Annotated in this window: 23 protein-coding genes and 1 pseudogene; 10 read left to right on the forward strand and 14 right to left on the reverse strand. The window is 71.5% G+C overall.

All coding sequences use genetic code 11. From position 1 onward, the window contains the following. Positions 1-18: 18 nt before the first annotated feature. The 3 genes from AB0N14_RS35400 to AB0N14_RS35410 form a co-directional block, all read right to left on the reverse strand. Positions 19-2175 (reverse strand): EAL domain-containing protein, encoded by a 2157-nt coding sequence (locus AB0N14_RS35400; protein WP_366029801.1) that lies wholly within the window; start codon positions 2173-2175, stop codon positions 19-21. Further along, positions 2172-2984, reverse strand: a complete 813-nt coding sequence (locus tag AB0N14_RS35405) for an SAM-dependent methyltransferase (protein ID WP_366029802.1) — start codon at positions 2982-2984, stop codon at positions 2172-2174. The genes AB0N14_RS35400 and AB0N14_RS35405 overlap by 4 nt, the downstream gene beginning before the upstream one ends. 310 nt (positions 2985-3294) lie before the next feature. After that, positions 3295-4245: an SCO0930 family lipoprotein gene (locus AB0N14_RS35410; RefSeq protein ID WP_366029803.1), complete on the reverse strand. Its 951-nt coding sequence runs from the start codon at positions 4243-4245 to the stop codon at positions 3295-3297. 298 nt (positions 4246-4543) lie between these two features. Between AB0N14_RS35410 and AB0N14_RS35415 the strand changes: the two genes are divergently transcribed. From AB0N14_RS35415 to AB0N14_RS35430, 4 genes are all read left to right on the forward strand, one after another. Then, positions 4544-5128 (forward strand): hypothetical protein, encoded by a 585-nt coding sequence (locus AB0N14_RS35415; RefSeq protein WP_366029804.1) that lies wholly within the window; start codon positions 4544-4546, stop codon positions 5126-5128. 16 nt (positions 5129-5144) lie between these two features. Then, positions 5145-5909 carry a DUF4239 domain-containing protein gene (locus tag AB0N14_RS35420; RefSeq protein WP_366029805.1) on the forward strand — a complete coding sequence of 255 codons (765 nt, stop codon included), beginning with the start codon at positions 5145-5147 and terminating at the stop codon, positions 5907-5909. A 228-nt stretch (positions 5910-6137) separates the two neighbouring features. Further along, the gene (locus AB0N14_RS35425; protein ID WP_366029806.1) at positions 6138-6713 is read left to right on the forward strand and encodes a hypothetical protein; all 576 of its coding nucleotides are present in this window, start codon (positions 6138-6140) and stop codon (positions 6711-6713) included. A gap of 53 nt (positions 6714-6766) precedes the next feature. After that, positions 6767-7444, forward strand: a complete 678-nt coding sequence (locus AB0N14_RS35430; RefSeq protein WP_366029807.1) for a class F sortase — start codon at positions 6767-6769, stop codon at positions 7442-7444. Here AB0N14_RS35430 and AB0N14_RS35435 read toward each other — a convergent pair. After that, complete coding sequence (locus AB0N14_RS35435) at positions 7396-7662, reverse strand: hypothetical protein (protein ID WP_366029808.1); 267 nt, start codon at positions 7660-7662, stop codon at positions 7396-7398. The genes AB0N14_RS35430 and AB0N14_RS35435 overlap by 49 nt on opposite strands. 171 nt (positions 7663-7833) lie before the next feature. On the opposite strand from AB0N14_RS35435, the gene AB0N14_RS35440 reads away from it, so the two are divergent. From AB0N14_RS35440 to AB0N14_RS35460, 5 genes and pseudogenes are all read left to right on the forward strand, one after another. Next, positions 7834-8295 (forward strand): universal stress protein, encoded by a 462-nt coding sequence (locus AB0N14_RS35440; RefSeq protein WP_366029809.1) that lies wholly within the window; start codon positions 7834-7836, stop codon positions 8293-8295. 95 nt (positions 8296-8390) lie between these two features. Then, positions 8391-9814, forward strand: a pseudogene (locus AB0N14_RS35445) (amino acid permease). A gap of 133 nt (positions 9815-9947) precedes the next feature. Beyond that, the gene (locus tag AB0N14_RS35450; RefSeq protein WP_366029810.1) at positions 9948-10496 is read left to right on the forward strand and encodes a sigma-70 family RNA polymerase sigma factor; all 549 of its coding nucleotides are present in this window, start codon (positions 9948-9950) and stop codon (positions 10494-10496) included. A gap of 136 nt (positions 10497-10632) precedes the next feature. Then, a complete protein-coding gene (locus AB0N14_RS35455; protein WP_366029811.1) occupies positions 10633-11148 on the forward strand; it encodes a hypothetical protein in 516 nt (171 codons plus the stop codon). A gap of 158 nt (positions 11149-11306) precedes the next feature. Then, positions 11307-11966: a zf-HC2 domain-containing protein gene (locus AB0N14_RS35460; protein WP_366029812.1), complete on the forward strand. Its 660-nt coding sequence runs from the start codon at positions 11307-11309 to the stop codon at positions 11964-11966. A 17-nt stretch (positions 11967-11983) separates the two neighbouring features. On the opposite strand, the gene AB0N14_RS35465 is transcribed toward AB0N14_RS35460, so the two are convergent. Both AB0N14_RS35465 and AB0N14_RS35470 read right to left on the reverse strand, forming a co-directional pair. Further along, on the reverse strand, positions 11984-12844 hold the full coding sequence (locus tag AB0N14_RS35465; RefSeq protein WP_366029813.1) for a DNA-formamidopyrimidine glycosylase family protein: 861 nt from the start codon (positions 12842-12844) through the stop codon (positions 11984-11986). Between the two features lie 47 nt (positions 12845-12891). Then, positions 12892-14964, reverse strand: coding sequence for a SpoIIE family protein phosphatase (locus AB0N14_RS35470; protein ID WP_366029814.1), 2073 nt, complete (start codon positions 14962-14964; stop codon positions 12892-12894). 208 nt (positions 14965-15172) lie between these two features. Between AB0N14_RS35470 and AB0N14_RS35475 the strand changes: the two genes are divergently transcribed. Continuing rightward, positions 15173-16597 carry a lipase maturation factor family protein gene (locus AB0N14_RS35475; RefSeq protein WP_366029815.1) on the forward strand — a complete coding sequence of 475 codons (1425 nt, stop codon included), beginning with the start codon at positions 15173-15175 and terminating at the stop codon, positions 16595-16597. Here the strand turns inward: AB0N14_RS35475 and AB0N14_RS35480 are convergent. The 8 genes from AB0N14_RS35480 to AB0N14_RS35515 all read right to left on the reverse strand — a co-directional run bounded on the left by AB0N14_RS35480 (position 16585) and on the right by AB0N14_RS35515 (position 24478). Further along, a complete protein-coding gene (locus tag AB0N14_RS35480) occupies positions 16585-17424 on the reverse strand; it encodes an amidohydrolase family protein (RefSeq protein ID WP_366029816.1) in 840 nt (279 codons plus the stop codon). The genes AB0N14_RS35475 and AB0N14_RS35480 overlap by 13 nt on opposite strands. Next, the gene (locus tag AB0N14_RS35485) at positions 17421-17735 is read right to left on the reverse strand and encodes an L-rhamnose mutarotase (RefSeq protein ID WP_366029817.1); all 315 of its coding nucleotides are present in this window, start codon (positions 17733-17735) and stop codon (positions 17421-17423) included. The genes AB0N14_RS35480 and AB0N14_RS35485 overlap by 4 nt, the downstream gene beginning before the upstream one ends. Beyond that, a complete protein-coding gene (locus AB0N14_RS35490; protein ID WP_366029818.1) occupies positions 17735-18727 on the reverse strand; it encodes an aldo/keto reductase in 993 nt (330 codons plus the stop codon). The genes AB0N14_RS35485 and AB0N14_RS35490 overlap by 1 nt, the downstream gene beginning before the upstream one ends. Then, positions 18724-19479: an SDR family oxidoreductase gene (locus tag AB0N14_RS35495; protein ID WP_366029819.1), complete on the reverse strand. Its 756-nt coding sequence runs from the start codon at positions 19477-19479 to the stop codon at positions 18724-18726. The genes AB0N14_RS35490 and AB0N14_RS35495 overlap by 4 nt, the downstream gene beginning before the upstream one ends. Then, a complete protein-coding gene (locus AB0N14_RS35500) occupies positions 19476-20816 on the reverse strand; it encodes an L-fuconate dehydratase (protein ID WP_366029820.1) in 1341 nt (446 codons plus the stop codon). The genes AB0N14_RS35495 and AB0N14_RS35500 overlap by 4 nt, the downstream gene beginning before the upstream one ends. A gap of 77 nt (positions 20817-20893) precedes the next feature. Then, the gene (locus AB0N14_RS35505; protein WP_366029821.1) at positions 20894-21919 is read right to left on the reverse strand and encodes an ABC transporter permease; all 1026 of its coding nucleotides are present in this window, start codon (positions 21917-21919) and stop codon (positions 20894-20896) included. Further along, positions 21912-23411: a sugar ABC transporter ATP-binding protein gene (locus tag AB0N14_RS35510; RefSeq protein WP_366029822.1), complete on the reverse strand. Its 1500-nt coding sequence runs from the start codon at positions 23409-23411 to the stop codon at positions 21912-21914. The genes AB0N14_RS35505 and AB0N14_RS35510 overlap by 8 nt, the downstream gene beginning before the upstream one ends. Continuing rightward, positions 23408-24478 carry a sugar ABC transporter substrate-binding protein gene (locus tag AB0N14_RS35515; protein WP_366029823.1) on the reverse strand — a complete coding sequence of 357 codons (1071 nt, stop codon included), beginning with the start codon at positions 24476-24478 and terminating at the stop codon, positions 23408-23410. Before AB0N14_RS35515 ends, AB0N14_RS35510 begins: the two co-directional genes overlap by 4 nt. Between the last annotated feature and the right edge of the window lie 149 nt (positions 24479-24627).

A 24627-nucleotide genomic window follows, 5' to 3' on the forward strand; every position in this document is an offset into this window, starting at 1 on the left:
CCGTGTGCCCCTGACGGCTCAGCCCGTCGCGTCCACCAGGGCCAGTTCGTGCAGGCGCTCCGGGGGGCCGGGGCGGGCGTAGTACCAGCCCTGGGCCGTGTCGCAGCCCATCATCCGCAGCTGTTCGGCCTGGGCGCCGGTCTCCACGCCCTCCACCGTGACCGCGAGGTCGAGGCTGTGGGCCAGGGAGACGATCCCCTCCACGATCTTCAGGTCGACCGGGTCCGCCGGGTACTGCTGCATGCTCTGGGTGAAGGAACGGTCCAGCTTGAGGACCCGCACCGGAAGCCGGCGCAGGTTGGCGAGGTTCGAGTAGCCGGTGCCGAAGTCGTCGAGGGCGATGTCCACCCCCATCTCGGCCAGCCGGCGCAACGGCTTGAGCAGATCGTCGTCCGCGCCGATGAGCGCCGACTCCGTGACCTCCAGGCAGAGCGCGTCCGGCTCGAGGCCGGCCCGCTCCAGGATCTCTACGGTGTCGGAGACCAGCCCCGGATGGGTGAGCTGGCAGGGCGAGAGGTTGACATTGATGCGCAGCGGGCCGGGCTGGTCCTGCTTCTCCTGCCAGGCGCGGGCCTGCCGTACCGCCTCCTGGAGCACCCAGCGGCCCAGTGGCACGATCAGCCCGGTGCGCTCGGCGAGCGGGATGAAACGGTCGGGGCCGAGCACCCCGTGCTGCGGGTGCAGCCACCGCACCAGCGCCTCGGCACCGTGCACCTTGCCGTCGCCGAGGTGCACCAGCGGCTGGTACTCGATGAAGAACTCGCCCCGGTTCAGGGCCGTGGGCAGCGCCGTGGTCAGCCCGTGCCGGGTGATGGTGCGGGCGTCGGCCTCGGGATCGGCGAGCTCGTAGCGGTTGCCGCCCGCCGACTTCGCCCGGTACATGGTGATGTCCGCGCTGCGCAGCACCTCCGCCGCGCCGCGCTCCCCGACCGGGCCCTCGACGATGCCGATGCTGCCGCGCACGGTCAGCTCACGCCCGTCGACGCTGATCGGGGTGACCAGCGCGTGCATGATGCGCCCGGCGAGCTCGTCGACCCCCCGCTCGGTGTCGGGCCCGGTGGTCAGCGCCACGAACTCGTCGCCGCCGAGGCGCGCGACCATCTCGCCGGGGCCGGTCGCGCAGGCCTGCAGCCGGTCGGCGACCTCGACGAGCAGCCGGTCCCCGGCAGCGTGCCCGAGGCTGTCGTTGATGGTCTTGAAGCCGTCCAGGTCGAGGTAGCACAGTCCGAACCGCCGGCCCTCCCCCGCCGCCAGGGCCTTCTCCAGCCGCTCGAAGAACAGGGTCCGGTTGGGCAGGCCGGTGAGCGCGTCGTGCGTGGCCTCGTACCGCAGCCGGAGGTTCAGCAGCCGCCGCTCGGTGGTGTCCTCCATGAGCGCGAGCTGGTACTGCGGATTGCCGTCGGCGTCCCGCAGCAGGGACACCGTGAGGTTGGTCCACAGGACCGTTCCGTCAGGCCGGCAGAAGGCCTTCTCCACGTGGTAGTGGTCCCGCTCGCCGCGCACCAGCTCGTCGTACAGGCGCCAGACCTGAGGTGCGTCGTCGGGGTGGGTCCACTCGGCGACGTTGCGGCCGCGCACCAGTTGCTCGGAGCCGCCGAACATGCGCAGCAGGGCGCCGTTGACCTGGAGCACGTTGCCGTCGAGGTCGGCGATGCCGATGCCTATGGCGGCGCCCTCGAAGACCGCGCGGAGGCGGGCCTCCGTGGCGTGCAGGGCCTCGGCCACCTCGCCCTGGGCCGTGAGGGCGGCCTGCGCGATGGCCTCCTGTTCGGCCAGCGTGCGCTCCTTGAGCGCCGCCGCGAATCCGGCGGCCATCGCGTGCTGCAACCGCGAGCAGCGGGTGCGCTGGGCCTCCTGCGCCTCCGCGGAGGCGTCCGGGTCGCCGCAGTAGAGCACGAGGTAGGCGTCGACGCAGTCGAGGGTGCGGCTGAGGGCCTCCGGGTCGGTGCAGTGCGCGTCGATGAGCGCCGCGCCGATCCCCTTGGCCGCGGCGGCGTCGAACGCCCTGGCCCGCAACGCCTCGCTCAACTGCCGGGCCAGCGGCAGCAGTCGCTCCTCGAACTCCGGCCGGGTCAGCGACGTCGAGGTCACCGGATAGACGGCCCGGCTCCAGATCGTCGCGAACCTGCGCAGTCTGTCCTCCGGTCCACCCGGTCCACCCGGTCCCGCGGTCACGCCGAGCGCCCCACGCCGGCGAACCCCGCGAACGAAAAGGGGTCCTCGTCCTCGGGTGCCGTGTCGGGCCGCCACTTCGGCATCGGCACCAGCCCGGGTTCCACCATGTCGTACCCCTCGAAGAACCGCGCGATCTCGTCGCGCGAGCGCATGATCAGCGGATTGCGGATGGTGCTGTACACGTCGACCGCGCCGTCGGCCCGCTCCTTCGGCAGCGGGATCCCCTCGTACGAGGCGTGCGTGAGAACGAGCAGGCTGCCCGGCGCGAGCGCGTCGCGCAGCTCGGCCACCGCACCGTACGGGTCGTCCGTGTCCTCCACGAAGTGCAGTATGGCAACGAGAAGGAGCGCGACTGGCCGGTTCCGGTCTATCAGTCGCTCCACCTGAGGACTCGCCAGGATCTCCTGGGGCTTGCGGAGGTCGGCCGCGACGACGTCCGCGTGCTCGGTGCCCTGGAGGACGGCCCGGCTGTGCGCGACCGCCACGGGGTCGTGGTCGACGTACACCACGCGCGCCCCCGGGTGCGCCTGCTGCGCCACCTCGTGGACGTTGCCGAAGGTAGGGATGCCGGAGCCGATGTCGAGGAACTGGGTGATGCCCTCCCCGGCGGCGAAGCGCACGGCGCGGCGCATGAACGCCTGGTTCGCCTGCATGATCTTGGGAAGCCCCGGCATGTACTCCATGGCCCTGCGCGCCGCTTCGCGGTCGACCTCGAAGTTGTGGGAGCCGCCCAGGTAGAAGTCGTACATACGGGCGACACTGGGCACGGAGATGTCGATGCTCCGAGGGGCCCAGGCGGGGCGCTCCATGCAGCTCTCCAAGGCGTTGACGACGGTGTAGGCGATCCGGTGTTCGAGCTGAGGCTACTGATCGTCCGCCAACGGAGCGAGTAAAAACGGAAATTGACCGTCCGTTCCCGGTCACGACGTGATGTTTCCGTGGAGGGCCCGGGACGTGCGCCGCTCGCGCCAAAGGGCCCACCCCCTCCGTGCGGTAGCGGAGGGGGTGGACCGGTCGTGCGCGCCTGTGTCCCGTTCGTCCGGCTTGTGTGTCCACTCCCTTCCGCGTTCCGTCGCTGACTGGGTGAGGCGGTCGATCAACCCTGGGGAGGTGTGATCTCTACTTCGGCGCGCCGACCGGCTTTCCGTCGGGCGAGACGGCGTACCAGGTGCCGCCCACACCCTGACCGTTGGTGTCTCCGGGGGCCTTGTCGCCGGAGAAGGTGTAGATCGGCCAGCAGTTGACGGTCATCTGCTTGGCGCCGTCGGGGCGGGTGAAGCCCATGAGGCCCTTCTTCTGGACGCCCTTGGTGTCGTCGGCCGAGACGGGGGCGACGACAGGCCACTTCTCCAGGCAGGGGCCGGTGCAGTTCGACACCGGCTCGGGCCATGCCTTGTCCTTCAGGAAGCGGTAGACCGTCATGCCGTTCTTGTCGACGACGATCGGGCCGAGCTTGGGGTCGTTGCGGACCGACAGGCCGGGCAGGGCGGCACCGGCCTTCTTGCCGGTGGGCGCGGTCGCGAACCAGGTGCCCTTGACCCCCTGGCCGTTGACGTCACCGGCCTTGGTGTCCTTGGCGTACCGGTACATCGGCCAGCCGGCGATGGTGAGCTGCTTGGTGCCGTCGGAGCGGGTGACCTCGCCCAGCAGGGACGTGTCGATACCGGAGGCGACGGTGGCCCCTTCGGCGGGGACCGGCGGCCACGTCTTCGCGCAGTCGCCGTCGCAGGAGGACTTCGGCGGCTCGGCCGTGTCCTGGTCGAAGCGGTAGAGGGTGAAGCCGGCGCCGTCCGTGACGATCTTGCCGAGCTTCGCGTTGTCGACGACGGCCAGCTGACCCGCGGACTGCCCGCCCGCGGAGGCGGAGGCGCTCGGCGCGGCGGTGGAGTCGGCGCCGTAGCCGTTTCCGGGGAGGGAGGGGCTGGAACCCAGACCGCCCGGGAAAGCGGTGGCCCCCACGTTCTGGCTGCCCGCCGACTGGGTGCCGCTCTGCGAACCGCACGCCGTCGTGAGCGCCAGCACGGCGGCAGCGGTCGCCACGAGGGAGGCGCTCCGCCAGGATGTCTTCATTCTCAACTCCCGCTATGAGCTTCGGTGTTGCAGCGTCCTCTGTGCGCCGCTGTGTGGCCATGGGTACGGGCGGGAGTGCCCGTTGTGTTCAATCGGGCCGGGAATTTCTTTCCGGAACCTGTGACGCGTTTCCGGCCACCGCCCCGGCCCGCCCCTGGCACCCCTCGCACGGATGTGCCCAACTCGGCGCGTACCAGGCGTGGTTGCCCAAAACGCCACGAAGGCGGATCTCCCTCCTTCGGGGCAATTCACCGGGGACCGGGCGTGCGGGGGCGCGGCCAAGCCGATGATCTCGGTCGTGCAACGACCCCAACGGCCCCGAACGGCCCTCGTCACCCGGGCGTTGGCCCTGGTGACGCTGGCGTGGTTCCTCGTCGGCGTTCCCGCCGGGGCGGTGTCGGCCGACGCGTGCGCGTACGCCTCGACCGGCCCGGGCGGCACGGAGGCGGTGGCGGTCGCGGGCGGCGACCTCTGGCCCACGCCGCCGTGCTCCGTACCGAGCCCCACGCCGCCGCCCAGCCCCACGCCGACCCCGACTCCGACGCCCACCCCCAAGCCGCCGCCCGAACCCCCGCCGCCCCCGCGGCCGCACCCCACACCGAAGCCTGTGCCGCCCCCGCCGCCGCGCGCCCTGCCGCCGGCCCCGCGGCCGGTCCCGAGACCCGCCCCGGTCCCCGTCCACATCCCCTCCCCCGCACCGACGCCGTCCCCGACGCCCCCGCCCAGGCAGAGCCCGCACCCCGCAGCGACCCCGGTGCGCTATCCGGCCCACCACCCCGTGTCCCACCCACGGCCGCCCCACGACGGGCCGTCGCCGCTCACGTTCACCCTGCTCATCGTCGCGCCCGCGGTGTTCGCCATCGCCGCGCTGCGTCCGCGCTGATCTCTGGAGGCACCTGTTGTCGGAATGGCTTGTTCTCACCCTCGCGATGGCGGCCGCGTGCGCCGTCGTGATCGTGGTGACCCTGGTCCGGGCCCGTACGGCCGCCGTGGACGAGGACCCGTCCGAGACCCCGGACGTGATCGAGTACATGACGATGTGGATCGGCGTGGTGTACGCCATCGTGCTGGGCCTGGCCATCGCCGGGGTGTGGGAGGCGCGCAGCGCCGCCCAGGACCATGTGCAGGCCGAGGCGCAGGCGCTGCACGAGATCTCGCAGCGCGTCCGCGTCTATCCGGCCGACGTCCGTGACCGCGTCCGCGCCGACGTCAACGCCTATGTCGGCCATGTCGTCACCACCGAGTGGAAGGCCATGGCCGATCACGGCGAGGTGACCGCCCGCGGCCAGGAGCTGTTCCAGCGGATCCGTCAGGACGTCACCGACTACCACCCGAAGACGGACTACGAGGCGCAGGCGTACCAGCCGCTCGTGGACCAGGTGACGGCGGCCGACGCGGCGCGCAACGCGCGCGCCGACGCCACCGGCTCGACCATGCCGCCGGTGGTGTGGTTCGGGCTGATCGCGGGAGCGGTGGTCACCATCGGGATGGTGTTCGCGCTGCAGATCCGGCGAACGGCCCGCGAACTCCTCCTGGCGGGGCTCTTCTCGGCGCTGATCGCCTTCCTGCTCTTCCTGATCTGGGACTTCGACGCGCCCTACAGCCGGGGCGTCTCGGCCTCCTCGGAGCCGTTCCTGGCGCTTTTCCCGCAGTTGCACGGCTGACGGGGCCCGTGCCCTCAAGGGGGGCGGGCGGCCCCCGACCCTCAGGGGCGAGCGCCCGCCCCCCTTCACCGCCCCGCATCCCCTGTGCGGCTCACACCCGTACCCCATTCGCTCTACTGCGATCGCGCCCAGCCATCCCATTTCTTAGCGTTTCGAGCAACGAGGTGCATTTCCGACGCAAGCGGAACAGGTCCGCGGCACGGCTCCTCGGAGACCTGGAGGCTCACCATGCGCGCGATTCGCCTCGCTTCGGCCGCAATGCTGGGCGTCAGCGCCCTGGCCCTCACGGCGTGTACGACGGCCGTCGCCCGAGGCGGGGAGGCCGGCGCCGGCCACTCGGGTTTCTCCTACAACCTGGAACCGGCCGCGGTCGCCCCCGGCGGGCGGATCAACCTGCCGGTGCGGGGCTGCAACGGAGACGCCAAGGTCTTCTCGGGCGCCTTCGACGACGACGTCACCATCCCCCGCGGCCGGAACTCGGCCACGGTCACGGTCGGCCGGAACGCTCTGCCGGGCACCACGTTCGACGTGCTGTTCCAGTGCGGCCACCAGGCCGGCCACCGGCAGCTCGTCATGACCACCGGGCGCAACGACCGCGACGATGAGTCGCGGGACGAGGGCTCAGGCCGTGGGAACGGACGCGGCGAGGCGGAGCGGCCACAGCACGGCGTGCATGCCGGTGAGGGCGGCAGCATCGGCGGCTTCGACCTGAAGAAGACCGGCCTCGGTGCCGCCCTCGTCCTGGTCTCGGTCGGCACGGCCTGGCACCTCACGCGCCGCCGTGGCCGCGGCAGCACCTCCTGACCGTCACAGCGTGAACGGCGCGGCGAGACGGCGGCGCCGGGAGGGGATGGCGAATGTCTGCGTCCGGACCGGCCGAAGGAGAAGAGGGGCACCAGCGCAAGCGCGCCCCGTGGGGCGTGATCGCGCTGGTGCTGCTGACGGGTCTCGCCCTGGTGCGCAACGGTTCGGGCGAGTCCTCTGTGGGCCCGCCCCAGCCCGTGAAGGCGGCGGCCCCCGACTCCCGCTCGGGCTCCGGCCCGGGCTCGGGCTCCAGCGTCTCGGAGACGCCCGATCCGCTGCCGTACTCCGCGGTCGAGCGCGTCCGCATCCCGGCGCTCCAGATCGACGCCCCCGTCATACCGGTGGGCCTGGACACGTCCGGCTGGGTGGACGCCCCGCCGCCTGCGGATCCGAACCTGGCGGGCTGGTTCAGCGGCGCGGTGTCACCTGGCGAGAAGGGCACGGCCGTGATCGTGGGCCATGTCGACAACCGTGAGGGGCCGGCCGTCTTCTACGGGCTCGGCGCACTGGGCAAGGGCCATCACATCGAGGTCCGGCGCCAGGACGGCAGGACCGCCGTGTTCGAGGTCTACGGCAACGAGGTCTTCGATAAGGCCCACTTCCCCGGTGACCGCGTCTACGGGAACAAGGGGGCCCCGGAACTGCGGGTGATCACCTGCGGGGGAGAGTTCGTCGACGGGAACTACGCGGGGAACGTGGTGGTGTTCGCCCGGATGGTGGCCGTGCGCTGAGCGGGGACCGGCGCGCGTGCCCGGCAGGGTGTTCGGGTCGACCGCCTCCTGGGCCGGGTGCGGGCCCCCGGGCCCGGGGCGGCGAGGGCGCCGCGCGCCGGCCGTACCGGATCGTCCTCGAGGAGCAGCCCGGCCGCTCCCGCCGCCCCGGCCGCGCCCAGGACGGCGGCTCCGGCGAGCAGCAGGTGGCGCCGCGAGAGCAGCTGATCCTTTTTCATGATTGATCAGTCGCGCGGATCGGTGCGCCCGCGGCCGCGCAACACCGACTACGGCGGCGGAAATCACCCCATGGGACCCACGTACCCGGATGTACGGACCTGAGCGGGCGCCCGGCCCGTGATCCCCGGCCGCAACGGCCCGGACCTGCAGATTCCGATAGCCTCGCCCATGTGACGGAACAGCACTCGCACCAGTTCGAGCGGGGCACGGACGGGCCCAAGGTCATCCTCGTCGGGGTGGACGGCTCCGACTCGTCGCTGCGGGCCGCGGCCTACGCCGGCGGTCTCGCCCGGCGGCAGCACGCGCTGCTCGCGGTCGTGTACGTGCAGCCGGTGATGGCGGCCGGGGCCGCGCTCGGGGTTCCCGTGGCGGAGACGACCGATCAGATAGCCGAGGAACTGGTCGCCCAGATCCGTGAGGCCGCCGAGCGGCTGAAGGGCATATTCGACGTGCGCTGGGAGTTCCACACCTTCCGCGGCGACCCGTACAACGGCCTGGTCAAGGCCGCCGAGGAGCTGAAGGCGGACGCCGTCGTGGTCGGCGCCTCCGAGCAGGCCGGCCACCGCATCATCGGCTCGGTGGCGATCCGCCTGGTGAAGGCGGGCCGCTGGCCCGTAACAGTCGTGCCGTAGGGACATCGCCGTCTTCCCTCCCCGGCGGGGCTGCGCCATCATGATCCGGCCAGCGCATTGCCGTCCGCGAAGAGGTCCGCGAAGAGGTGAGGCTCATGGCCGGACTCCGTAAGGGCGAGGGAATTCTCCGCCGCAAACCCATCGAGCACATCGATGAGACGGAGGTCGGCGAGGGCACCCGGCTCGAGCGCTCGCTCGGCCTGTGGCAGCTGACCGCGATCGGCGTCGGCGGGATCATCGGCGCCGGCATCTTCACCCTCGCCGGCACGGTCGCGAACGGCACCGCCGGACCCGCGGTCCTGGTGTCGTTCCTGATCGCGGGCCTGGCGAGCGCGACCGCCGCCCTGTCGTACGCCGAGTTCGCCGGGCTCATCCCGAAGGCGGGATCTGCCTACACGTACGGCTACGCGGTGCTCGGCGAGTACGCCGGCTGGTTCATCGGCTGGGACCTGCTGCTGGAGTACACGGCGATCGTGGCGGTGGTCGCCATCGGCATCTCCGGCTACTTCGGCTTCCTCGTCGGCGAGATGGGCGCGCACCTGCCGGCGTGGATGCTGGGGGCGCCGGGCACGGGGGCCGGACACCGGGTGGACCTGTTCGCGCTGGTGCTGTGTCTGCTGATCGCGTACCTGCTGAACCTCGGCATCCGCAACGCGGCCCGATTCGAGACGTTCGTCGTGGCGCTGAAGATCCTCGTCGTGCTGCTGGTGATCGGTGTCGGCGTCTTCCACATCGACAGCGGCAACTACCACCCGTTCTTCCCCTACGGCGTCGGCGGCGCGTTCACCGGTGCGGCGACCGTGTTCTTCGCGGTCTTCGGCTACGACGCCATGTCGACCGCCGCGGAGGAGTCCAAGGACGCGCAGCGCCACATGCCGAAGGCGATCGTCTACTCGCTGGCGATCTCCATGGTGCTGTACGTGGCGGCCTGCCTGGTCCTGACGGCATGCAGAAGTACCAGCACATCGACAAGGAGAGCGGCTTCTCCAGCGCGTTCAAGGCGGTCGGCCTCAACGGGCTCGCGGACGTGATCGCGGTCGGGGCCGTCATCGGCATCCTCACCGTCATGTTCACGTTCATGCTCGGCGTCACCCGGGTGTGGTTCTCCATGTCGCGCGACGGACTGCTGCCCTCGTGGTTCGCCAAGACGCATCCCACGCGTCACGTCCCGACCCGTGTGACATGGATCGTCGGGATCGCCTCGGCCCTCATCGCCGGGTTCCTGCCGATCGCGCAGGTGGCCGAACTGACCAACATCGGGATCCTGTTGGCGTTCGTCGTGGTGTGCACGGCGGTGATCGTGCTGCGCTACCGCCAGCCGGAGCTGCCGCGCACCTTCCGCACCCCGTGGATGCCGTTCCTCCCCGCGATGGGCGTGGTCTTCTCGCTCTGGCTGATCACGTTCCTGCGGTGGGAGACATGGGTGCGGTTCGCCGTGTGGTTCCTGATCGGCCAGATCGTCTACTTCGGTTACTCCTACCGGCGCTCCGAGCTGGCCAAGGCACCGCACAGCCCCTGAGCCGGCCCGGGAGGCCCCGCACGCCTCTCCGGTCGACCGCTCACCGCACCGTTCACCGACGAACAGCGACCGCCCACCGCACCGCGCCGTCCCGGCCCTGTCCCGGCCGGCGAAGGCGCGTTGCCATACGCCCATGACGGCCGGAAGCACCACTTCCACCACCGGGACGACCGCCGAGCACGAGCTGGCCGAGCTGCAGCGCGAGCACGGCCGTCCCCTCTTCGCGCTGCTGCTCAGGCTCTCGGACGGTGACCGTCAGCGCGCCGAGGACCTGCTGCAGGAGACGTTCGTACGCGCCTGGCAACACCCCGAAGCGCTGCGCGCGCCCGATTTCGACTCCGTGCGCCCCTGGCTGCTCACCGTCGGCCGGCGGCTCGCCATCGACGCCAAGCGGGCGCGTCAGGCCCGTCCCGCCGAGGTCGGAGACGCCGTCCCGGAGAACGCCCGCGTGATCGCCGACCACGCCGAACGGGCCGCCGCCACGCTCGACGTACGGCGGGCTGTGAAGACACTCACTCCCGAGCACAGGGAAGTCCTGGTGCAGGTGTACTTCCACGGGGCGAGTGTGGCGGAGGCCGCCCGAACCCTGGGGATTCCGCCCGGTACTGTGAAGTCCCGTGCGTACTACGCCCTGCGCGCCCTGCGCCGGGTCCTTCCGGGATACGCGGTGGACCTGCGGTGAAACCGAAGCCAAAGTCAAGCCTTCGTAAAGCGCCTTGCTGCGGACCATGGTTGAGCAATGGGCTTGCCTCATCCGTGTTGCGGACTGGGGCCCGAGTCTCGGGCGACGCGCACGCACCGGAGGAAGGCAGGAAGGGATGCTGCACAGAGGCCACGAGAGCACGGACGGCACCGACGGCGGTGAACTGACCGTTCCCATGGCATGGCTGTACGCCGAGTACATCGCGGACGAACTGCTGCGGACCGGCGACCTGATGCCGCCGACGTCCTTCGAGTTCCGCGCCGGGCGCGACGCCCTGGCGCTGACGATCTTCCTGTCCGACACCGGTGGCGAGCTCTCCCGCATCCGGGTCGTCTCGCAGCTGGAGACCTGGCTCTCGCTGACGGCGTACGACCAGCCCTGGCAGGAGTGGGTGTGCGAGCGGATGGCCGAGCTGTCCGCGGAAGCGGCCCGGTCGGGCGGCCCGGCGCCGGACCTGGAGCTGGCCACGGCGGCCTGGCGCTGGCTGGAGGAGACCGAGCTGCTCGCCCCCGATCTGGACGCGGTGCCCGGCGGCGGCCCGGTGGTCGGCGAGGACGACGGCCCCAAGGTGTGGACGCCGGCCTGGCAGCTGGGGCTCCCCCTGGGACATCTCGCCATCCATCTCTTCTGAAAGAAGTTTCCCGGGACGACCAATCCGCCGGCCCGGCGGCTCCGAATGCCTTTCTTGGCCGCGATTCGGTAACGGCCTTGAGTGATTCGGCCGCCTGGTCCGTACCGGTGGGCAACAGCAGCACACCCCCACCCCGCCCACCGGCCTGAGGATTTGGTATGAGGTCCCTGGAACGCCACCGCGACGTCGGCGCCTACGCGCTGGGCGTGCTGGACGAGGCGGAAGCCTTCCGCTTCGAGGACCACCTCATGGAGTGCCCGACGTGCGCGGCGCACGTGACGGAGTTCCGCCCCGCCGCACGTCAGTTGATGCTCTACCGGAGGGCGACCCCGCGGTCTGTGTACCCCTTCGCGGCGCCCGGGCCCCGGCTGCTGGAGCGGCTGCTCGACGAGGTGGCGACCCAGCACCGCAGCGGGCGCAGGCGGTGGCTGTACGCGGTCGCGGCGGCTGTGGTGTTCGCGCTCGGAGGGCCGACGACGGCGCTCGTCGCCGGGCACGGCTCGACGTCCACCACCGCGACGGCCATGACCGCGACCGACCCGGGCACGGGCGTATGGGCGCGGATCACCGCGCACGACGAGGTGTGGGGCAGCCAGATCGACGTGACGGTCAGGGACCGGTCGGGGCCGCATCCCTGCCGGCTCGTCGCGGTCGGCAAGGACGGTTCGGAGCAGACGGTGGCGAGCTGGATGGATCCCGCGGAGGACGATGAGCCGACCACGTTCCAGGGCGGCACGGGGATGCGGTCGGACCAGATCGACCACTTCGATGTGCGCACCAAGGACGGGCAGCGCCTGGTCACGCTGAAGGCCCGCTGACCGGCCGCTGCCTCCCTCTACTTGAGCAGCCGGGACAGTCTGCGGTCCGCCAGCGGCTTGCCGCCCGTCTGGCAGGTCGGGCAGTACTGCAGCGAGGAGTCGCTGAAGGAGACCTCGCGGATCGTGTCGCCGCACACCGGGCAGGGCTCCCCGGTGCGGCCGTGGACCCGGAGGCGGGTCTTCTTCTCCGCCTTCAGGCGCCCGGCGGCCAGGCCGCGCGAACGCTCGACCGCCTCGGTCAGCGTGGTGCGCAGTGCGTCGTACAGGCGGTGCACATCCTCCGGCGACAGCGACGAGGCCAGCTTGAACGGGGACATCCGGGCGGCGTGCAGGATCTCGTCGCTGTAGGCGTTGCCGATGCCCGCGATCAGGCTCTGGTCGCGCAGCGCGCCCTTGACCTGGCGCCGCTCGCCCGCGAGGAGCTCGGCAAGGCGCTGCTCGCCGAAGCCGTCGGCCAGCGGGTCGGGACCCAGGCGGGCGATGCCCGGCACCTGGAGCGGATCATCGACGACGTACACCGCCAGCCGCTTCTGGGTGCCCGCCTCCGTCAGGTCGAAGCCCTCCCCGGTCTCCAGCGCGACCCGCAGCGCGAGCGGGCCCTTGCCGGGGCGGGGTGCGCCGTCGGGCAGACGGTCCTTCCACTGGAGCCAGCCGGCCCGGGCCAGGTGCGTCACGAAGTGCAGTCCGCCGGCGTCCAGGTCCAGGAACTTGCCGTACCGGCCGACGGCGGTGACCTCGCGGCCCTCGAGGGCGGTGACCGGTGGGTCGTACGTCTTCAGGACGCTGATCGCGACGGGCAGCACCCGGACCACCTCGTGGCCGACGAGACGGTCGGCGAGGAAGTCCTTGAGCGCTTCGACCTCGGGCAGTTCCGGCATGTGTCCAGAGTGCCACCCGCCACCGGCGTCGCCACCCGTCGCGTCCGTCAGCCGCGTTCCTGGACAGTGAACTCTCCCCATACGACCTTGCCGCCGCCGCGGGCCTCCACGCCCCACAGGTCGGCGAGCCGGTCGACCAGCAGCAGACCCCGGCCGGAGACCTCCGACTCGCCCGCGTCGCGGCGGCGGGGCAGGGCGCTGGAGGCGTCCTCGACCTCGACGCGGAAGCGGCGGGCGTGGCCGGTGAGGACCCGCAAGGTGACGACGGCGGTGCCTTCGGTGTGCACGAGGACGTTGGTGATCAGCTCGTCGGCGACCAGTTCGATCTCGTCGGAGCGCTCGCCGCCGCCCCATGCGCGGACGGCGGCGCGGATCATGTGCCGGGCGGCCGTGAGGGCTTCCGGGTCACCGGGCGGGACCTGCTGCCGGAGGCGGTCGCCGGACCGCTGGGCGAGCCCCCGGCGCCGCAGGAGCAGCAGGGCCACGTCGTCGTCGCCGCCCCGCTCCTCGGCCACGTCGATGAGCCGGTCGGCGAGGTCGCACACATCGTCCGGGCCGGTGCAGACCAGCTCCTGAAGGGTGTGCACGCCCTCGTCGAGGTCGGCGCCCGGCTCTTCGATCAGGCCGTCGGTGCACAGCACCAGGGTCTGGCCGGGGTCCAGCTCCACCGTGGTGACCGGGTACTCCAGGCGGTCGAACTCGGCGGACAGCCCGAGCGGCAGGCCGCCTTCGACGGGCAGCCGCCGGCAGGTGCCGTCGGACAGCCTGAGCAGCGGGTCGATATGGCCGGCGCGGACCAGCTGCACCACTCCGGTGGCCAGGTCGGCCTCGGCGTACAGGCAGGTCGCGAAGCGTTCGGTGTCGAGTTCCTTGAGGAAGACGGAGGCGCGGGCCATCACGGTGGCGGGCGGGTGGCCCTCGGCGGCGTAGGCGCGCAGGACGATGCGCAGCTGGCCCATGACGGCGGCCGCGTGGGTGTCGTGGCCCTGTACGTCACCGATGACGGCACCGGCCCGGTCCCCGGGCAGCGGGATCAGGTCGTACCAGTCGCCGCCGATGTCCCGGCCGAGGGACGCCGAGCGGTAGCGGACGGCGACGTCGGCGCCGGGCACGCTGGGGATGGAGCGCGGCAGCATCGCCTGCTGGAGGCCCTGGGCGAGGTCCTTCTCCTGTTCGTAGAGCATGGCGCGTTGCAGGCTCTGCGCGATGCTGCTGCCGAGCGCGACGAGGACGTTGCGCTCGTCGGGGGTGAATCCGCTCCGGTCGTCGTAGAGCAGGCCCATGGCGCCGATGGGGCGGGCCTGCGCGACGAGCGGCAGATAGGCGGCGGAGGTGATGCGCAGGTCCGTCAGGTGCGGCCACAGGACGGGGTAGCGCTCGGCGAACTCCTCCGGCGACTCGATGAACCGCGGCCGGAGGGTCCGCACCACCTCGCTCATCGGGTAGGCCTCGTCGACGCGGGTGACCCGGGTACCGGGCACCGAGCTGCCCTCGGGGCCCTCGGCGACGATCCGGATGCGGCCCGCCTCCACCAGGCCCATGACGAGGCTGGCCGCACCCAGGTGGGTGAGGCCGTGGCTGTCCTTGAGGACGTCGATGACGTCCTGGACGGTGCGGGCGTGGGCGAGCGCGGCGGTGGTGGACTCGACGATGCTGGTCTGCCGGCGCAGCGCCTCGTCCTGGGCCACCTGTTCCCTGCGGGCCAGGCCGTCGCGCAGCTCCTCGGTGGCGTCGCGCACGATGCCGATGATCCGGCGCGGGCGGCCCGTCTCGTCGCGCCGGATGTAGCCCTGGGTGTGGGTCCAGCGCAGGGTGCCGTCGCGGCAGCGGACGCGGAAGTAGGTGCCGTAGTTCTCGCTGCCGTCCTTGATGGCCCGGGCCACCAGGGCGTCGACACGGCGGCCCTCGGACGGCGGAACGCGTGACCGCAGGCTCTCGGGGCGGCCGTCGTAGTCCTCGGGGCGTACGTCCAAGATCTCGTGGGCCCGGGCGTCCATGTGGAACAGCCCGGTGTCCAGGTCCCAGTCGAAGCTGCCCATGCGGTTGAGCGCCAGGATCGGATCCGGGTGGGCGGGCCAGTCCTCCGGGAGTGACAGGGTGCTCCCTCCCCGATCAACCATGGGGCCACCATGCCAGGGATTGCCGGATTCTTCGACTTCTGCCGGCTCGGTCGTCCAGGACCCCGGCCCGGCGGTCCGGTAGGCCGTGTGGGGCCGGGCGGCCGCGGTCGGCGGGTTACGCAAGCCGAGCCGAGGTGTACATGGAGTGACGGGCTGACCGGTTCGGCCGGGGGTACCGGGTGACACTGGAGGGAGAGGAGCGGTTGCCGTGGACTGGTTCGTCGCACCGGAGTACTGGCTGAGCCGACTGGTCTTCCAGCGGGCTCTGGCGGTGGTGTACCTCGTCGCCTTCCTGAACGCCGCGCTGCAGTTCCGGGCGCTGATCGGGGAGCGCGGCATGCTGCCGGTGCCGCGGTACGTCGCCCGGGTGCCGTTCAAACTGGCGCCCAGTGTCTTCCACTTCCGCTACTCGGACCGCTTCTTCGCCGCCTGGTCGTGGGCGGGGTGCGCGGTGTCGGCGGCGCTGGTCGCCGGGGCCGACTCGCTGGTGCCGTTGTGGGCGGAGATGGTGCTGTGGCTGATCCCGTGGCTGCTGTACCTGTCGATCGTCAACGTCGGCCAGACCTGGTACTCCTTCGGCTGGGAATCGCTGCTGCTGGAGGTCGGCTTCCTGGCGGTGTTCCTGGGCAACGACGAGGTCGCGCCGCCGATCGTGGTGCTGTTCCTGCTGCGCTGGATCCTGTTCCGTCTGGAGTTCGGCGCCGGGCTGATCAAGATGCGCGGGGACGCCTGCTGGCGGAAGCTGACCTGCCTGGACTACCACCACGAGACGCAGCCGATGCCGGGCCCGCTGAGCTGGTTCTTCCACCATCTGCCGAAGCCGCTGCACCGGGTGGAGGTGGCGGCCAACCACGTCACCCAACTGGTCGTGCCGTTTCTGCTGTTCACCCCGCAGCCGGTCGCGACGGCCGCCGCGTCGCTGATGATCGTGACGCAGCTGTGGCTGGTCCTGTCGGGCAACTTCTCCTGGCTGAACTGGCTCACGATCGTGCTGGGCCTGTCGGCGGTCCTGTTCCCCACCACCGCCCCGAAGGTCTCCGCTGCTCCCCTGTGGTACGAGGTCCTGGTCCTGGCGGTCGGCGCGGGCCTGCTCGCCCTCGGCTACCACCCGGTACGCAACATGATCTCCCGCGGCCAGATCATGAACCGCTCCTTCGACCCGCTGCACCTGGTCAACACCTACGGCGCGTTCGGCAGCGTCAGCCGGATCCGGTACGAGGTGGTGGTGGAGGGCACGGCCGACGACGTGCCGCGGGAGGACTCCGAGTGGCGGGAGTACGAGTTCAAGGGCAAACCGGGCGATCCACGGCACTGGCCGCGCCAGTTCGCCCCGTACCACCTGCGGCTCGACTGGCTGATGTGGTTCGCGGCGCTGTCCCCCGCGTACGCGGGGTCCTGGTTCGGCGGCCTGGTGGAACGTCTCCTGGAGAACGACCGCGCCACCCTGAAGCTCCTGCGCCGCTCCCCTTTCCCCCCGGACGAGCCGCCGCGCTACGTCCGGGCGCGCCTCTTCCGCTACCGGTACACGACGTGGCGTGAAATGCGGGAGACGGGGGCCTGCTGGCACCGCACCTACGTCCGCGAGTTCATGCCACCGACCCGGCTGGCCGCGCCGGTGGCTCAGAGGCGGTAGACGCGGGTGGCGGTGCCCTCGAAGATCTGGTGGCGCTCGTCGTCGCGGAGCCCCTGCGCCAGCGCCGCCGCCGTGTCCGACACGTCCGCGTACGACGCCGCCAGCGTGCACACCGGCCAGTCCGAGCCGAACATCAGCCGGGACGGGCCGAAGGCGTCCAGGACCGTGTCCGTGTAGGGGCGCAGGTCCTCCACCCGCCAGGTCTTCCAGTCCGCCTCCGTCACCATGCCCGACAGCTTGCAGACCGTGTTCGGCAGGGCCGCGAGTGCGCGGATGTGGGATGCCCAGGGCTCCGGGGTTCCGGAGGCGATGGGCGGTTTGCCCAGGTGGTCGAGGACGAAGGTGAGTTCGGGTAGCGACTCCGCCGCCTTGACGCACGCCGGGAGTTGCCGGGGCAGCACCAGCAGGTCGTAGACCAGGCCCGCGTCCGCGACGGCGGCGAGGCCCCGGCGCACGTCGGGGCGCAGCAGCCACTCGGGATCCTGTTCGCCCTGGACCTGGTGGCGGATGCCGCGCAGATACGAGCCCCCGGGCAGCTCCCGCAGGCGGGCCAGCGTGTCCGCCACGCCGGGGCTCGTCAGGTCGGTCCAGCCGACGACGCCCGCGACGATCTCGTTCCGCTCCGCCAGGGCCAGGAACTCGGGCGTCTCCTCGGCCACGGTGACCGTCTGCACCAATACGGTGCGGTCCACGCCGACCGGGCGGGCCTGACGTTCCAGGTCCGCGATCGTGAAGCTGCGGCGGATCGGCTCGAGTTCCGGGCCCCTGATCCAGTCCTGGTCGCGGACGGAGAGGTCCCACACGTGGTGGTGCGCGTCCACGCTCACGGCAGCTCCCAGACCACCGGCAGGCCCGCGTCCGCGCCCTCGGCCGAGTAGTCGTGCACCACGTCCAGCAGCTCCGCCATCCGTGCCTGCCAGGCGACGTTGACGGGCAGCTTCTCCAGCTCGGCCAGCAGCCGCCCGTAGTCCTCGCACTCCAGTACGTGGAAGAGGTCCATCCCGCTGCGCCAGATCGTCCAGGAGGCCGCTCCGCCGGCACGGATCGCGTTCGTGAGTTCCTTCGGCACCTCCCGGTGGGCGGCCTCGTACTCCTCGATGCGGTCGGCACGGACCTTGGTGTGCAGGGCGACTCTCATCACGGCTCCTCGGTGGGCACGGGGGCGTGCGGTGGCAGGAGGCCGGCTTCTCCCAGCCCCCGCCAGAATCCGGCCGGTACGGTCGCCGCGAACTGCTGGGCGCAGTCGCGTACCTCGGCCGCCGAACGGGCGCCCACCAGTACGCTCGCCACGGCCGGGTGCGCGGTGCAGAACGCCAGGGCCGCGGCCCGCAGCGTGGTGCCGTGGCGTTCCGCCAGCGTCTTCAGGCGCAGGGCGCGGTCGAGCAGTTCCTCGGGTGCCGTGGCGTAGTTGAACGTGGCGCCCGGCCGCGGGTCGGCCAGCAGGCCGGAGTTGAAGGCGCCGCCGACGACGACCGACACCCCGCGTTCGGCCGCCGCGGGCAGCAGCTCGGTCAGGGCGCGCTGGTCGAGCAGGGTGTACCGGCCCGCGCACAGCACCACGTCCACGTCCGTCTCGCGCACGAACCGGGTGAGCATCTCGGCCTGGTTCATGCCGGCGCCGATCGCGCCCACCAGGCCCTCGGAGCGCAGCTTCTCCAGCGCCGGGTAGCCCTCGCGGAACGCCTGCTCGGCGTGGTCGTCCGGGTCGTGCAGGTAGACCACGTCGACACGGTCCAGGCCGAGCCGTTCGAGGCTTGCCTCGAGACCGCGTCGTACGCCGTCCGCGCTGAAGTCCCAGACGCGGCGGTGGGTGGCGGGGACCGCGAAGCCGTTCGCGAGGTCGTCGCCGACGTCGCCCTCGACGTCTGTCGGCTCCAGCAGTCGCCCCACCTTGGTGGAGACCGTGTACGCGGCACGGGGGTGCTCCCGCAGGGCCGCGCCGAGGCGGCGTTCGGACAGGCCGAGGCCGTAGTGCGGGGCGGTGTCGAAGTAGCGGATCCCGCTCTGCCAGGCGGCTTGGACCGCGTCGTACGCCTGCTCCTCGCTCACCTCGCTGTAGAGGTTGCCGATGCCGGCGGCGCCGAAGGCCAGCGGGCTGACCTCGACGCCGCTCCCGCCGAGCGCGCTCACCGGCCCACCGGCCGCAGCCTGAGGCCCTGCATGCCGCCGTCCACGGCGAGCGCGGTGCCCGTGGTCGCGCCGGACAGGGGGCTCCCCAAGTAGGCGATGGCGCCCGCCACTTCGGTGGCCGTGACCAAGCGGCCGGTGGGCTGGCGGGCCTCCAGCGCCGCCCGTTCGGCGGCCGGGTCCGGGGCCTCGTCGAGGAGGCGGCCGACCCACGGCGTGTCGACCGTGCCCGGGTTGACGCAGTTGACGCGGATGCCCTCGCGGACGTGGTCGGCGGCCATGGCGAGGGTCAGCGAGTACACGGCGCCCTTGCTGGCGCTGTACAGGGCCCGCTGCGGCAGGCCCGCCGTGGCGGCGATGGAGCAGGTGTTGACGATCGACGCGTGGGCGGACTGCCTCAGGTGCGGCAGCGCCGCTCGGGTCGTCCGGACGATGCCGAGCACGTTGACGTCGAACACCCGCCGCCACTGCTCGTCGTCGTTGTCCTCCACCGTGCCCCGGGCGCCGATGCCCGCGTTGTTGACCAGCACGTCCAGACCTCCGAGGCCGGCGACGGCGTCGGCGACGGCGGCCCGAACGGACGCGTCGTCGCCGACGTCCGCCCGGTGGGCGAGCAGCGGCTTCTCGATCTGCGAGGGGTCGAGGTCCAGGACGGCCACCTGGGCCCCGCGCTCCGCAAGCAGCTCCGCGGTGGCCCGCCCGATTCCGGAGGCCCCGCCGGTCACCAGGGCCCTGAGGCCCTCGAAGTCGCTCATGCAGCGTGCCCCTTCTCGCCCTCGAGGTCGGCGGCCCAGAAGGTGCCGCCGGGGAATGTGTACTCCGCGATGGACTCGGGCCGCATCGCGGCGGAGAAGCCCGGCGCGGCGGGTGCCGTGTAGTGACCCTCCCGGATCACCACCGGGTCGCGGAAGTGCTCGTGCAGATGGTCCACGTACTCGATGATCCGGTCCTCGGTCGTGCCGGAGAGCGCGACGAAGTCGAACATGGACAGGTGCTGGACCAGCTCGCACAGCCCGACGCCGCCCGCGTGCGGGCACACCGGCACGCCGAACTTGGCGGCCAGAAGCAGGATCGCGAGGTTCTCGTTGACGCCGCCGACGCGGGCCGCGTCGATCTGGAGCACGTCGATCGCCCCGGCCTGGAGGAGCTGTTTGAAGATGATGCGGTTCTGCACGTGTTCGCCGGTGGCGACCCTCACCGGGGCCACGGCCCTGCGGATCGCCGCGTGGCCCAGGATGTCGTCGGGGCTGGTCGGCTCCTCGATCCAGTACGGGTCGAACTCGGCGAGCGCCTTGGTCCAGGTGATCGCCTCGTCCACGTCCCAGCGCTGGTTGGCGTCGATGGCGATCCGCACGTGCGGGCCGACGACGGAGCGGGCGACCCGGCAACGGCGTACGTCGTCGGCGAGGTCCGCGCCGACCTTCAGCTTGATCTGCCGGAAGCCGTCGGCGACGGCCTGCGCGGCGAGACGGGTGAGCTTGTCGTCGGCATAGCCGAGCCAGCCGGCGGAGGTGGTGTAGGCGGGGTAGCCCCGGGCCAGCAGGTGGGCGGTGCGCTCCTCGGCGCCCTGCTTGCCGCGCCGCAGCAGCTCCAGCGCCTCCTCGGGGGTGAGCGCGTCGGTGATGTAGCGGAAGTCGATCTGGCGGACCAGCCACTCGGGGTCGGCCTCGGCGAGCAGCCGCCACAGCGGCTTGCCGGCGCGCTGGGCGGCCAGGTCCCAGACGGCGTTGACGACCGCGCCGGTCGCCATGTGCATCACGCCCTTCTCGGGGCCCAGCCAGCGGAGCTGGCTGTCGCCGATCAGGGCGTGGAACACCGAGCCGGGATCGGCGCACACCTCGTCCACGCTCCGTCCGACCACGTGTCCGCGCAGCGCCTCGATCGCGGCGACCTGCACCTCGTTGCCCCGTCCGATGGTGAACGTGAGCCCGTGCCCTTCCAGGCCGTCGCCGGCGTCCGTGCGCAGCACCAGGTAGGCGGCCGAGTAGTCGGGGTCGGGGTTCATCGCGTCGGAGCCGTCGAGCTCGCGCGAGGTGGGGAAACGGATGTCGAAGGTGTCGATCCCGGTGATACGGGCGGCAGTTGGGGACACGGGTGGCCTTTCGGTCCGGGACACAAGGTCGTACACGAGGGCGTACGTCGTACGGCGCTGTACGACAACGAAGCGGGTCAGTCCTGGGCACGACCCGTCGTCACCCGGGCGATCACCAGGGCGACGAGGATGATTCCGCCGTAGATGGCCTGGATCCAGAACGACGGCACCTGGGCGAGGGTGAGCAGGTTCTGCACGACACCCAGGAGGAGTACACCGGTGAGGGCGCCGAGCATGGTGCCCTTGCCGCCGTCCAGGCTGATGCCGCCGATGACGGCCGCCGCGAACACGGTGAAGATCATGTTCTGGCCCTGGTTGGCGCTGATCGCGCCGACGTACCCGGTCTGCATGATCCCGCCGACGGATGCGAGGAGGCCCGCGACCACGAAGACGCCGAGCATCACCCGCTCGACGCGGATTCCGGCCGCGCGGGCCGCGTCCGCGTTGCCGCCGATCGCGTAGAGGGCGCGTCCGACACGGTGGTAGCGCAGGACGAGCCCGGTGACCGCGAAGGCGACCGCGGCCAGCCACACGGACATCGGGACGCGCAGGAAGGTCGTGGTGGCCAGGGTGAAGAAGGCGTCGGGCATCCCGAACAGCGTCTTGCCCTTGGTCGCGCCGACCAGCAGACCGCGCAGGACGATCAGCATCGCGAGGGTGACGATGAACGCGTTTAGCTTGAACTTGACCACCAGGATGCCGTTGAAGGCACCGATGGCCGCGCCGACGACGAGGATCGCGACCAGGGCGAGGGCGGCGGGCCACTCGGTGCCCCAGCCGGACTGGGCGGCGGGCAGGACGAGCAGGGCGCCCACGGCCGGGGCGATGCCGACCACGGACTCCAGGGACAGGTCGAACTTGCCGGTGATCAGGACGAGCGACTCGGCGAGCACGACCATCGCGAGGGCCGCGGACGCGCCGAGGATGGAGATGATGTTGCGTTCGGTGAGGAAGGAGTCGTTGACGAACGCGCCGAGCACCATCAGCAGCACCAGGGCCGGGAGCAGGGCGAGTTCACGGGCCCGGCGGAGCAGGACGGCCTTGGCCGAGCGGGCGTCCGGAACCGGGAGGGGCGTGAGCGGCGGGGCCTTGGTGTCAGCCATGGTCCACTCCTTCGATGGAGGCGATCAGCTCATGGTCGTGCCAGCCCGCCGGGTGCTCGGCGACGATCCGGCCGTGGAAGAGGACGAGGACGCGGTCGCAGCGGCGCAGGTCGTCGAGTTCGTCGGAGACGACGAGCACGGCGGTGCCGTCCTCGCGGGCGCTGTCCACCCGGGACAGCAGGGACTCCTTGGACTTGACGTCGACGCCCGCGGTGGGGTTGATGAGGACCAGCAGGCGCGGGTCGGAGGCCAGGGCGCGGGCCATGACGACCTTCTGCGCGTTGCCGCCGGACAGGTCGGAGACGGGCTGGTCGGGTCCCTCGGCGTGGATGTCGAGGCGGTGGATGAGGTCGTCGGCGAAGCCGCGTTTGCGCCGGGTGCCGACGAACCCGTGGCGGCCGAGGCGCTCCAGGACGCTCATGGTGGCGTTGTCACCCACGGACATGCCGGGGACCAGGCCCTGTTCGTGGCGGTCGCGGGGTACGCAGCCGACGCCGGCCTTGAGCGCGGCCTGGACGTCGCCGAACGGCAGCGGCCGGCCGTCGAGCCGGGCCGTGCCGCCGCCCGGGGTGTGCAGTCCGGCCAGGGTCTCGGCGAGTTCGATCTTGCCGCTGCCGCTGGAGCCGGCGAGTCCGACGACCTCTCCGTGGCAGACGGTGAGGTCGATGTCCCGGTACGCCTGACCGGTGAGCCCCTGGGCTTCGAGCGCGACCGGCGCGTCGCCCGCGACCGCGGCCCGCACGGCCACCGCCGCGCGTTCGGCGACGGCCTCCCCGGCCATGGCCTCCACCAGGGCCGCGCGCGGCAGGTCGGCGACCGGGGCGGTGGTGATCCAGCGGGCGTCGCGCAGGACCGTGACGGTCTGGCAGACCTCGTAGACCTCCTGGAGGTGATGGGAGATGAACAGGAAGGTGACACCGGAGTCCTGAAGCGCGCGCATCCGCGTGAACAGGCGCTCGATCTCCCGGTTGTCGAGCTGGGCGGTCGGTTCGTCGAGGATGATGAACCGGGCGCCGAAGCTGAGCGCCCGCGCGATCTCCACCATCTGGCGGTCCTCGACCTTGAGGTCGGCGGTGCGGGCCTCCGGGTCGACGTGCACGTCCCAGGTGGCGAGGACCTCGGCGGCCTCGGCCTTCAGCTTCCGCCAGCTGATGAGGCCGCCGCGCCCGGTGGGCTGCCGGTTGATGAGCAGGTTCTCGGCGACCGTCAGTTCGGGGACGACCGTGGGTTTCTGGTACACGCAGGCGACCTTGCGGCGCCAGGCGTCGCGGTCGGCGAGCGGGGGTGCGGGCTCGCCGTCGAAGCGGATCGTGCCCTCGTCGGGTGCCTGGAGTCCGGTGAGGACGTTGACGAGTGTGGACTTGCCGGCGCCGTTGCGGCCGACGAGGGCGTGGGACTCACCGGGGAGCACGGTGAGCTGTCCGTCCTGTAGGGCGACCGTGGGGCCGTACCGTTTGACGATGCCCCTCGCCTCGGCCAGTGGGGTGCTCATTTGACCGTGTTGCCCCAGAGCTTGGGGTCGTCGACGTTGTCCTTGGTGACCAGCGGGGCGGGCAGTTGGTCCTCCAGGATGCCGTTCGGCAGCTTGACGATGGTGGAGTCGTGGTCGGTGGGGCCGGGCTTGAACGTCTTCCCCTCCATCGCGGCCTTGATGTAGTACATGCCGTACTTGGCGTAGGCGTCCGCCGGCTGCGAGACGGTGGCGTCGATCTCGCCCTTGCGGATGGCGTCGAACTCCTGCGGGATGCCGTCGTTGGACACGATGACGATGTGGCCGTTCTGGCCCGCCGCCTTCAGCATGTTCTTGGACTTCAGGGTCTGCAGGGTGGGCGCGAGGTAGACGCCGCCCGCCTGCATGTAGATGCCCTTGATGTCGGGGTTGGCGTTCAGCAGGGTGTCCAGCTTGGAGGCCGCGGTGTCGGACTCCCACTTGGCGGGGATCTCCAGGACCTTCAGCTTGGGGTACTTCTTCTTGACGCAGGAGCGGAACGCCTCGGACCGGTCGCGGCCGTTGACGGACGCGAGGTCGCCCATGATCTGCACGACCTTGCCGCTGGTGATGTGCTGCCCGAGGTAGTCGCACGCCTTCTCGCCGTACGCGACGTTGTCGGCGCGCACCACCATCGCGACCTTGCCCTTGTCGGGCGCCACGTCGACGGCCACCACGGGGACGCCCTTGCGTTCCGCCTGGTCGAGGCCCGCCTCGATGGCGGCGCTGTCCAGCGGTGCGACGACCAGGCCCTTGACGCCCTGGTTGAGCTCGTTGTTGATGTCGGTGATCTGCTGCGAGGGGTCGCTGTTGGAGTTGACGGTCTTGAGGGCGTCGACACCCTCGGACCTCGCCATCTTGGGCACGTAGTCGTTGTACGACTGCCAGAACGGCGAGGTCAGCAGGGGCAGGATCACCCCGACCTTGCCGGTGCCGTCACCGCCGGCGCTGGAGGCGCCGGTGTCCTTGGTGCTGCCGCACGCGGCGAGCACGAGTGAGGCGCCGACGGCGAGGGCCGCCGCGCCGGTGATCCGGGACCTGTTCCGCTTCCTCAGTGTTCTGCCGGGCATCTGGCAGCTCCTCGTTGAGCGTGTTCGAGCAGATGCCCGCATACTTATCAGACCACTCCCCCGCCAGAACAGCCCTCGACGGCACATTTTCGCGTCATCGGGCCTTAGTGGTCCGACCACCTTGGTGGTTAGACTGCGACGCACCCGGT

The sequence above is a fragment of the Streptomyces sp. NPDC051104 genome (assembly GCF_040682835.1).
In the GTDB taxonomy this organism is placed as follows: domain Bacteria; phylum Actinomycetota; class Actinomycetes; order Streptomycetales; family Streptomycetaceae; genus Streptomyces; species Streptomyces cynarae.

What these genes read in the sequence shown, in the direction of transcription:
- AB0N14_RS35435 (WP_366029808.1), bottom strand. Translation starts at nt 7,662, where the DNA reads ATGAAAAAGGATCAGCTGCTCTCGCGGCGCCACCTGCTGCTCGCCGGA.
- AB0N14_RS35425 (WP_366029806.1), top strand. Translation starts at nt 6,138, where the DNA reads ATGCGCGCGATTCGCCTCGCTTCGGCCGCAATGCTGGGCGTCAGCGCC.
- AB0N14_RS35430 (WP_366029807.1), top strand. Translation starts at nt 6,767, where the DNA reads ATGTCTGCGTCCGGACCGGCCGAAGGAGAAGAGGGGCACCAGCGCAAG.
- AB0N14_RS35460 (WP_366029812.1), top strand. Translation starts at nt 11,307, where the DNA reads ATGAGGTCCCTGGAACGCCACCGCGACGTCGGCGCCTACGCGCTGGGC.
- AB0N14_RS35450 (WP_366029810.1), top strand. Translation starts at nt 9,948, where the DNA reads ATGACGGCCGGAAGCACCACTTCCACCACCGGGACGACCGCCGAGCAC.
- AB0N14_RS35505 (WP_366029821.1), bottom strand. Translation starts at nt 21,919, where the DNA reads ATGGCTGACACCAAGGCCCCGCCGCTCACGCCCCTCCCGGTTCCGGAC.
- AB0N14_RS35455 (WP_366029811.1), top strand. Translation starts at nt 10,633, where the DNA reads ATGCTGCACAGAGGCCACGAGAGCACGGACGGCACCGACGGCGGTGAA.
- AB0N14_RS35510 (WP_366029822.1), bottom strand. Translation starts at nt 23,411, where the DNA reads ATGAGCACCCCACTGGCCGAGGCGAGGGGCATCGTCAAACGGTACGGC.
- AB0N14_RS35515 (WP_366029823.1), bottom strand. Translation starts at nt 24,478, where the DNA reads ATGCCCGGCAGAACACTGAGGAAGCGGAACAGGTCCCGGATCACCGGC.
- AB0N14_RS35470 (WP_366029814.1), bottom strand. Translation starts at nt 14,964, where the DNA reads ATGGTTGATCGGGGAGGGAGCACCCTGTCACTCCCGGAGGACTGGCCC.
- AB0N14_RS35495 (WP_366029819.1), bottom strand. Translation starts at nt 19,479, where the DNA reads ATGAGCGACTTCGAGGGCCTCAGGGCCCTGGTGACCGGCGGGGCCTCC.
- AB0N14_RS35465 (WP_366029813.1), bottom strand. Translation starts at nt 12,844, where the DNA reads ATGCCGGAACTGCCCGAGGTCGAAGCGCTCAAGGACTTCCTCGCCGAC.
- AB0N14_RS35405 (WP_366029802.1), bottom strand. Translation starts at nt 2,984, where the DNA reads ATGGAGCGCCCCGCCTGGGCCCCTCGGAGCATCGACATCTCCGTGCCC.
- AB0N14_RS35485 (WP_366029817.1), bottom strand. Translation starts at nt 17,735, where the DNA reads ATGAGAGTCGCCCTGCACACCAAGGTCCGTGCCGACCGCATCGAGGAG.
- AB0N14_RS35410 (WP_366029803.1), bottom strand. Translation starts at nt 4,245, where the DNA reads ATGAAGACATCCTGGCGGAGCGCCTCCCTCGTGGCGACCGCTGCCGCC.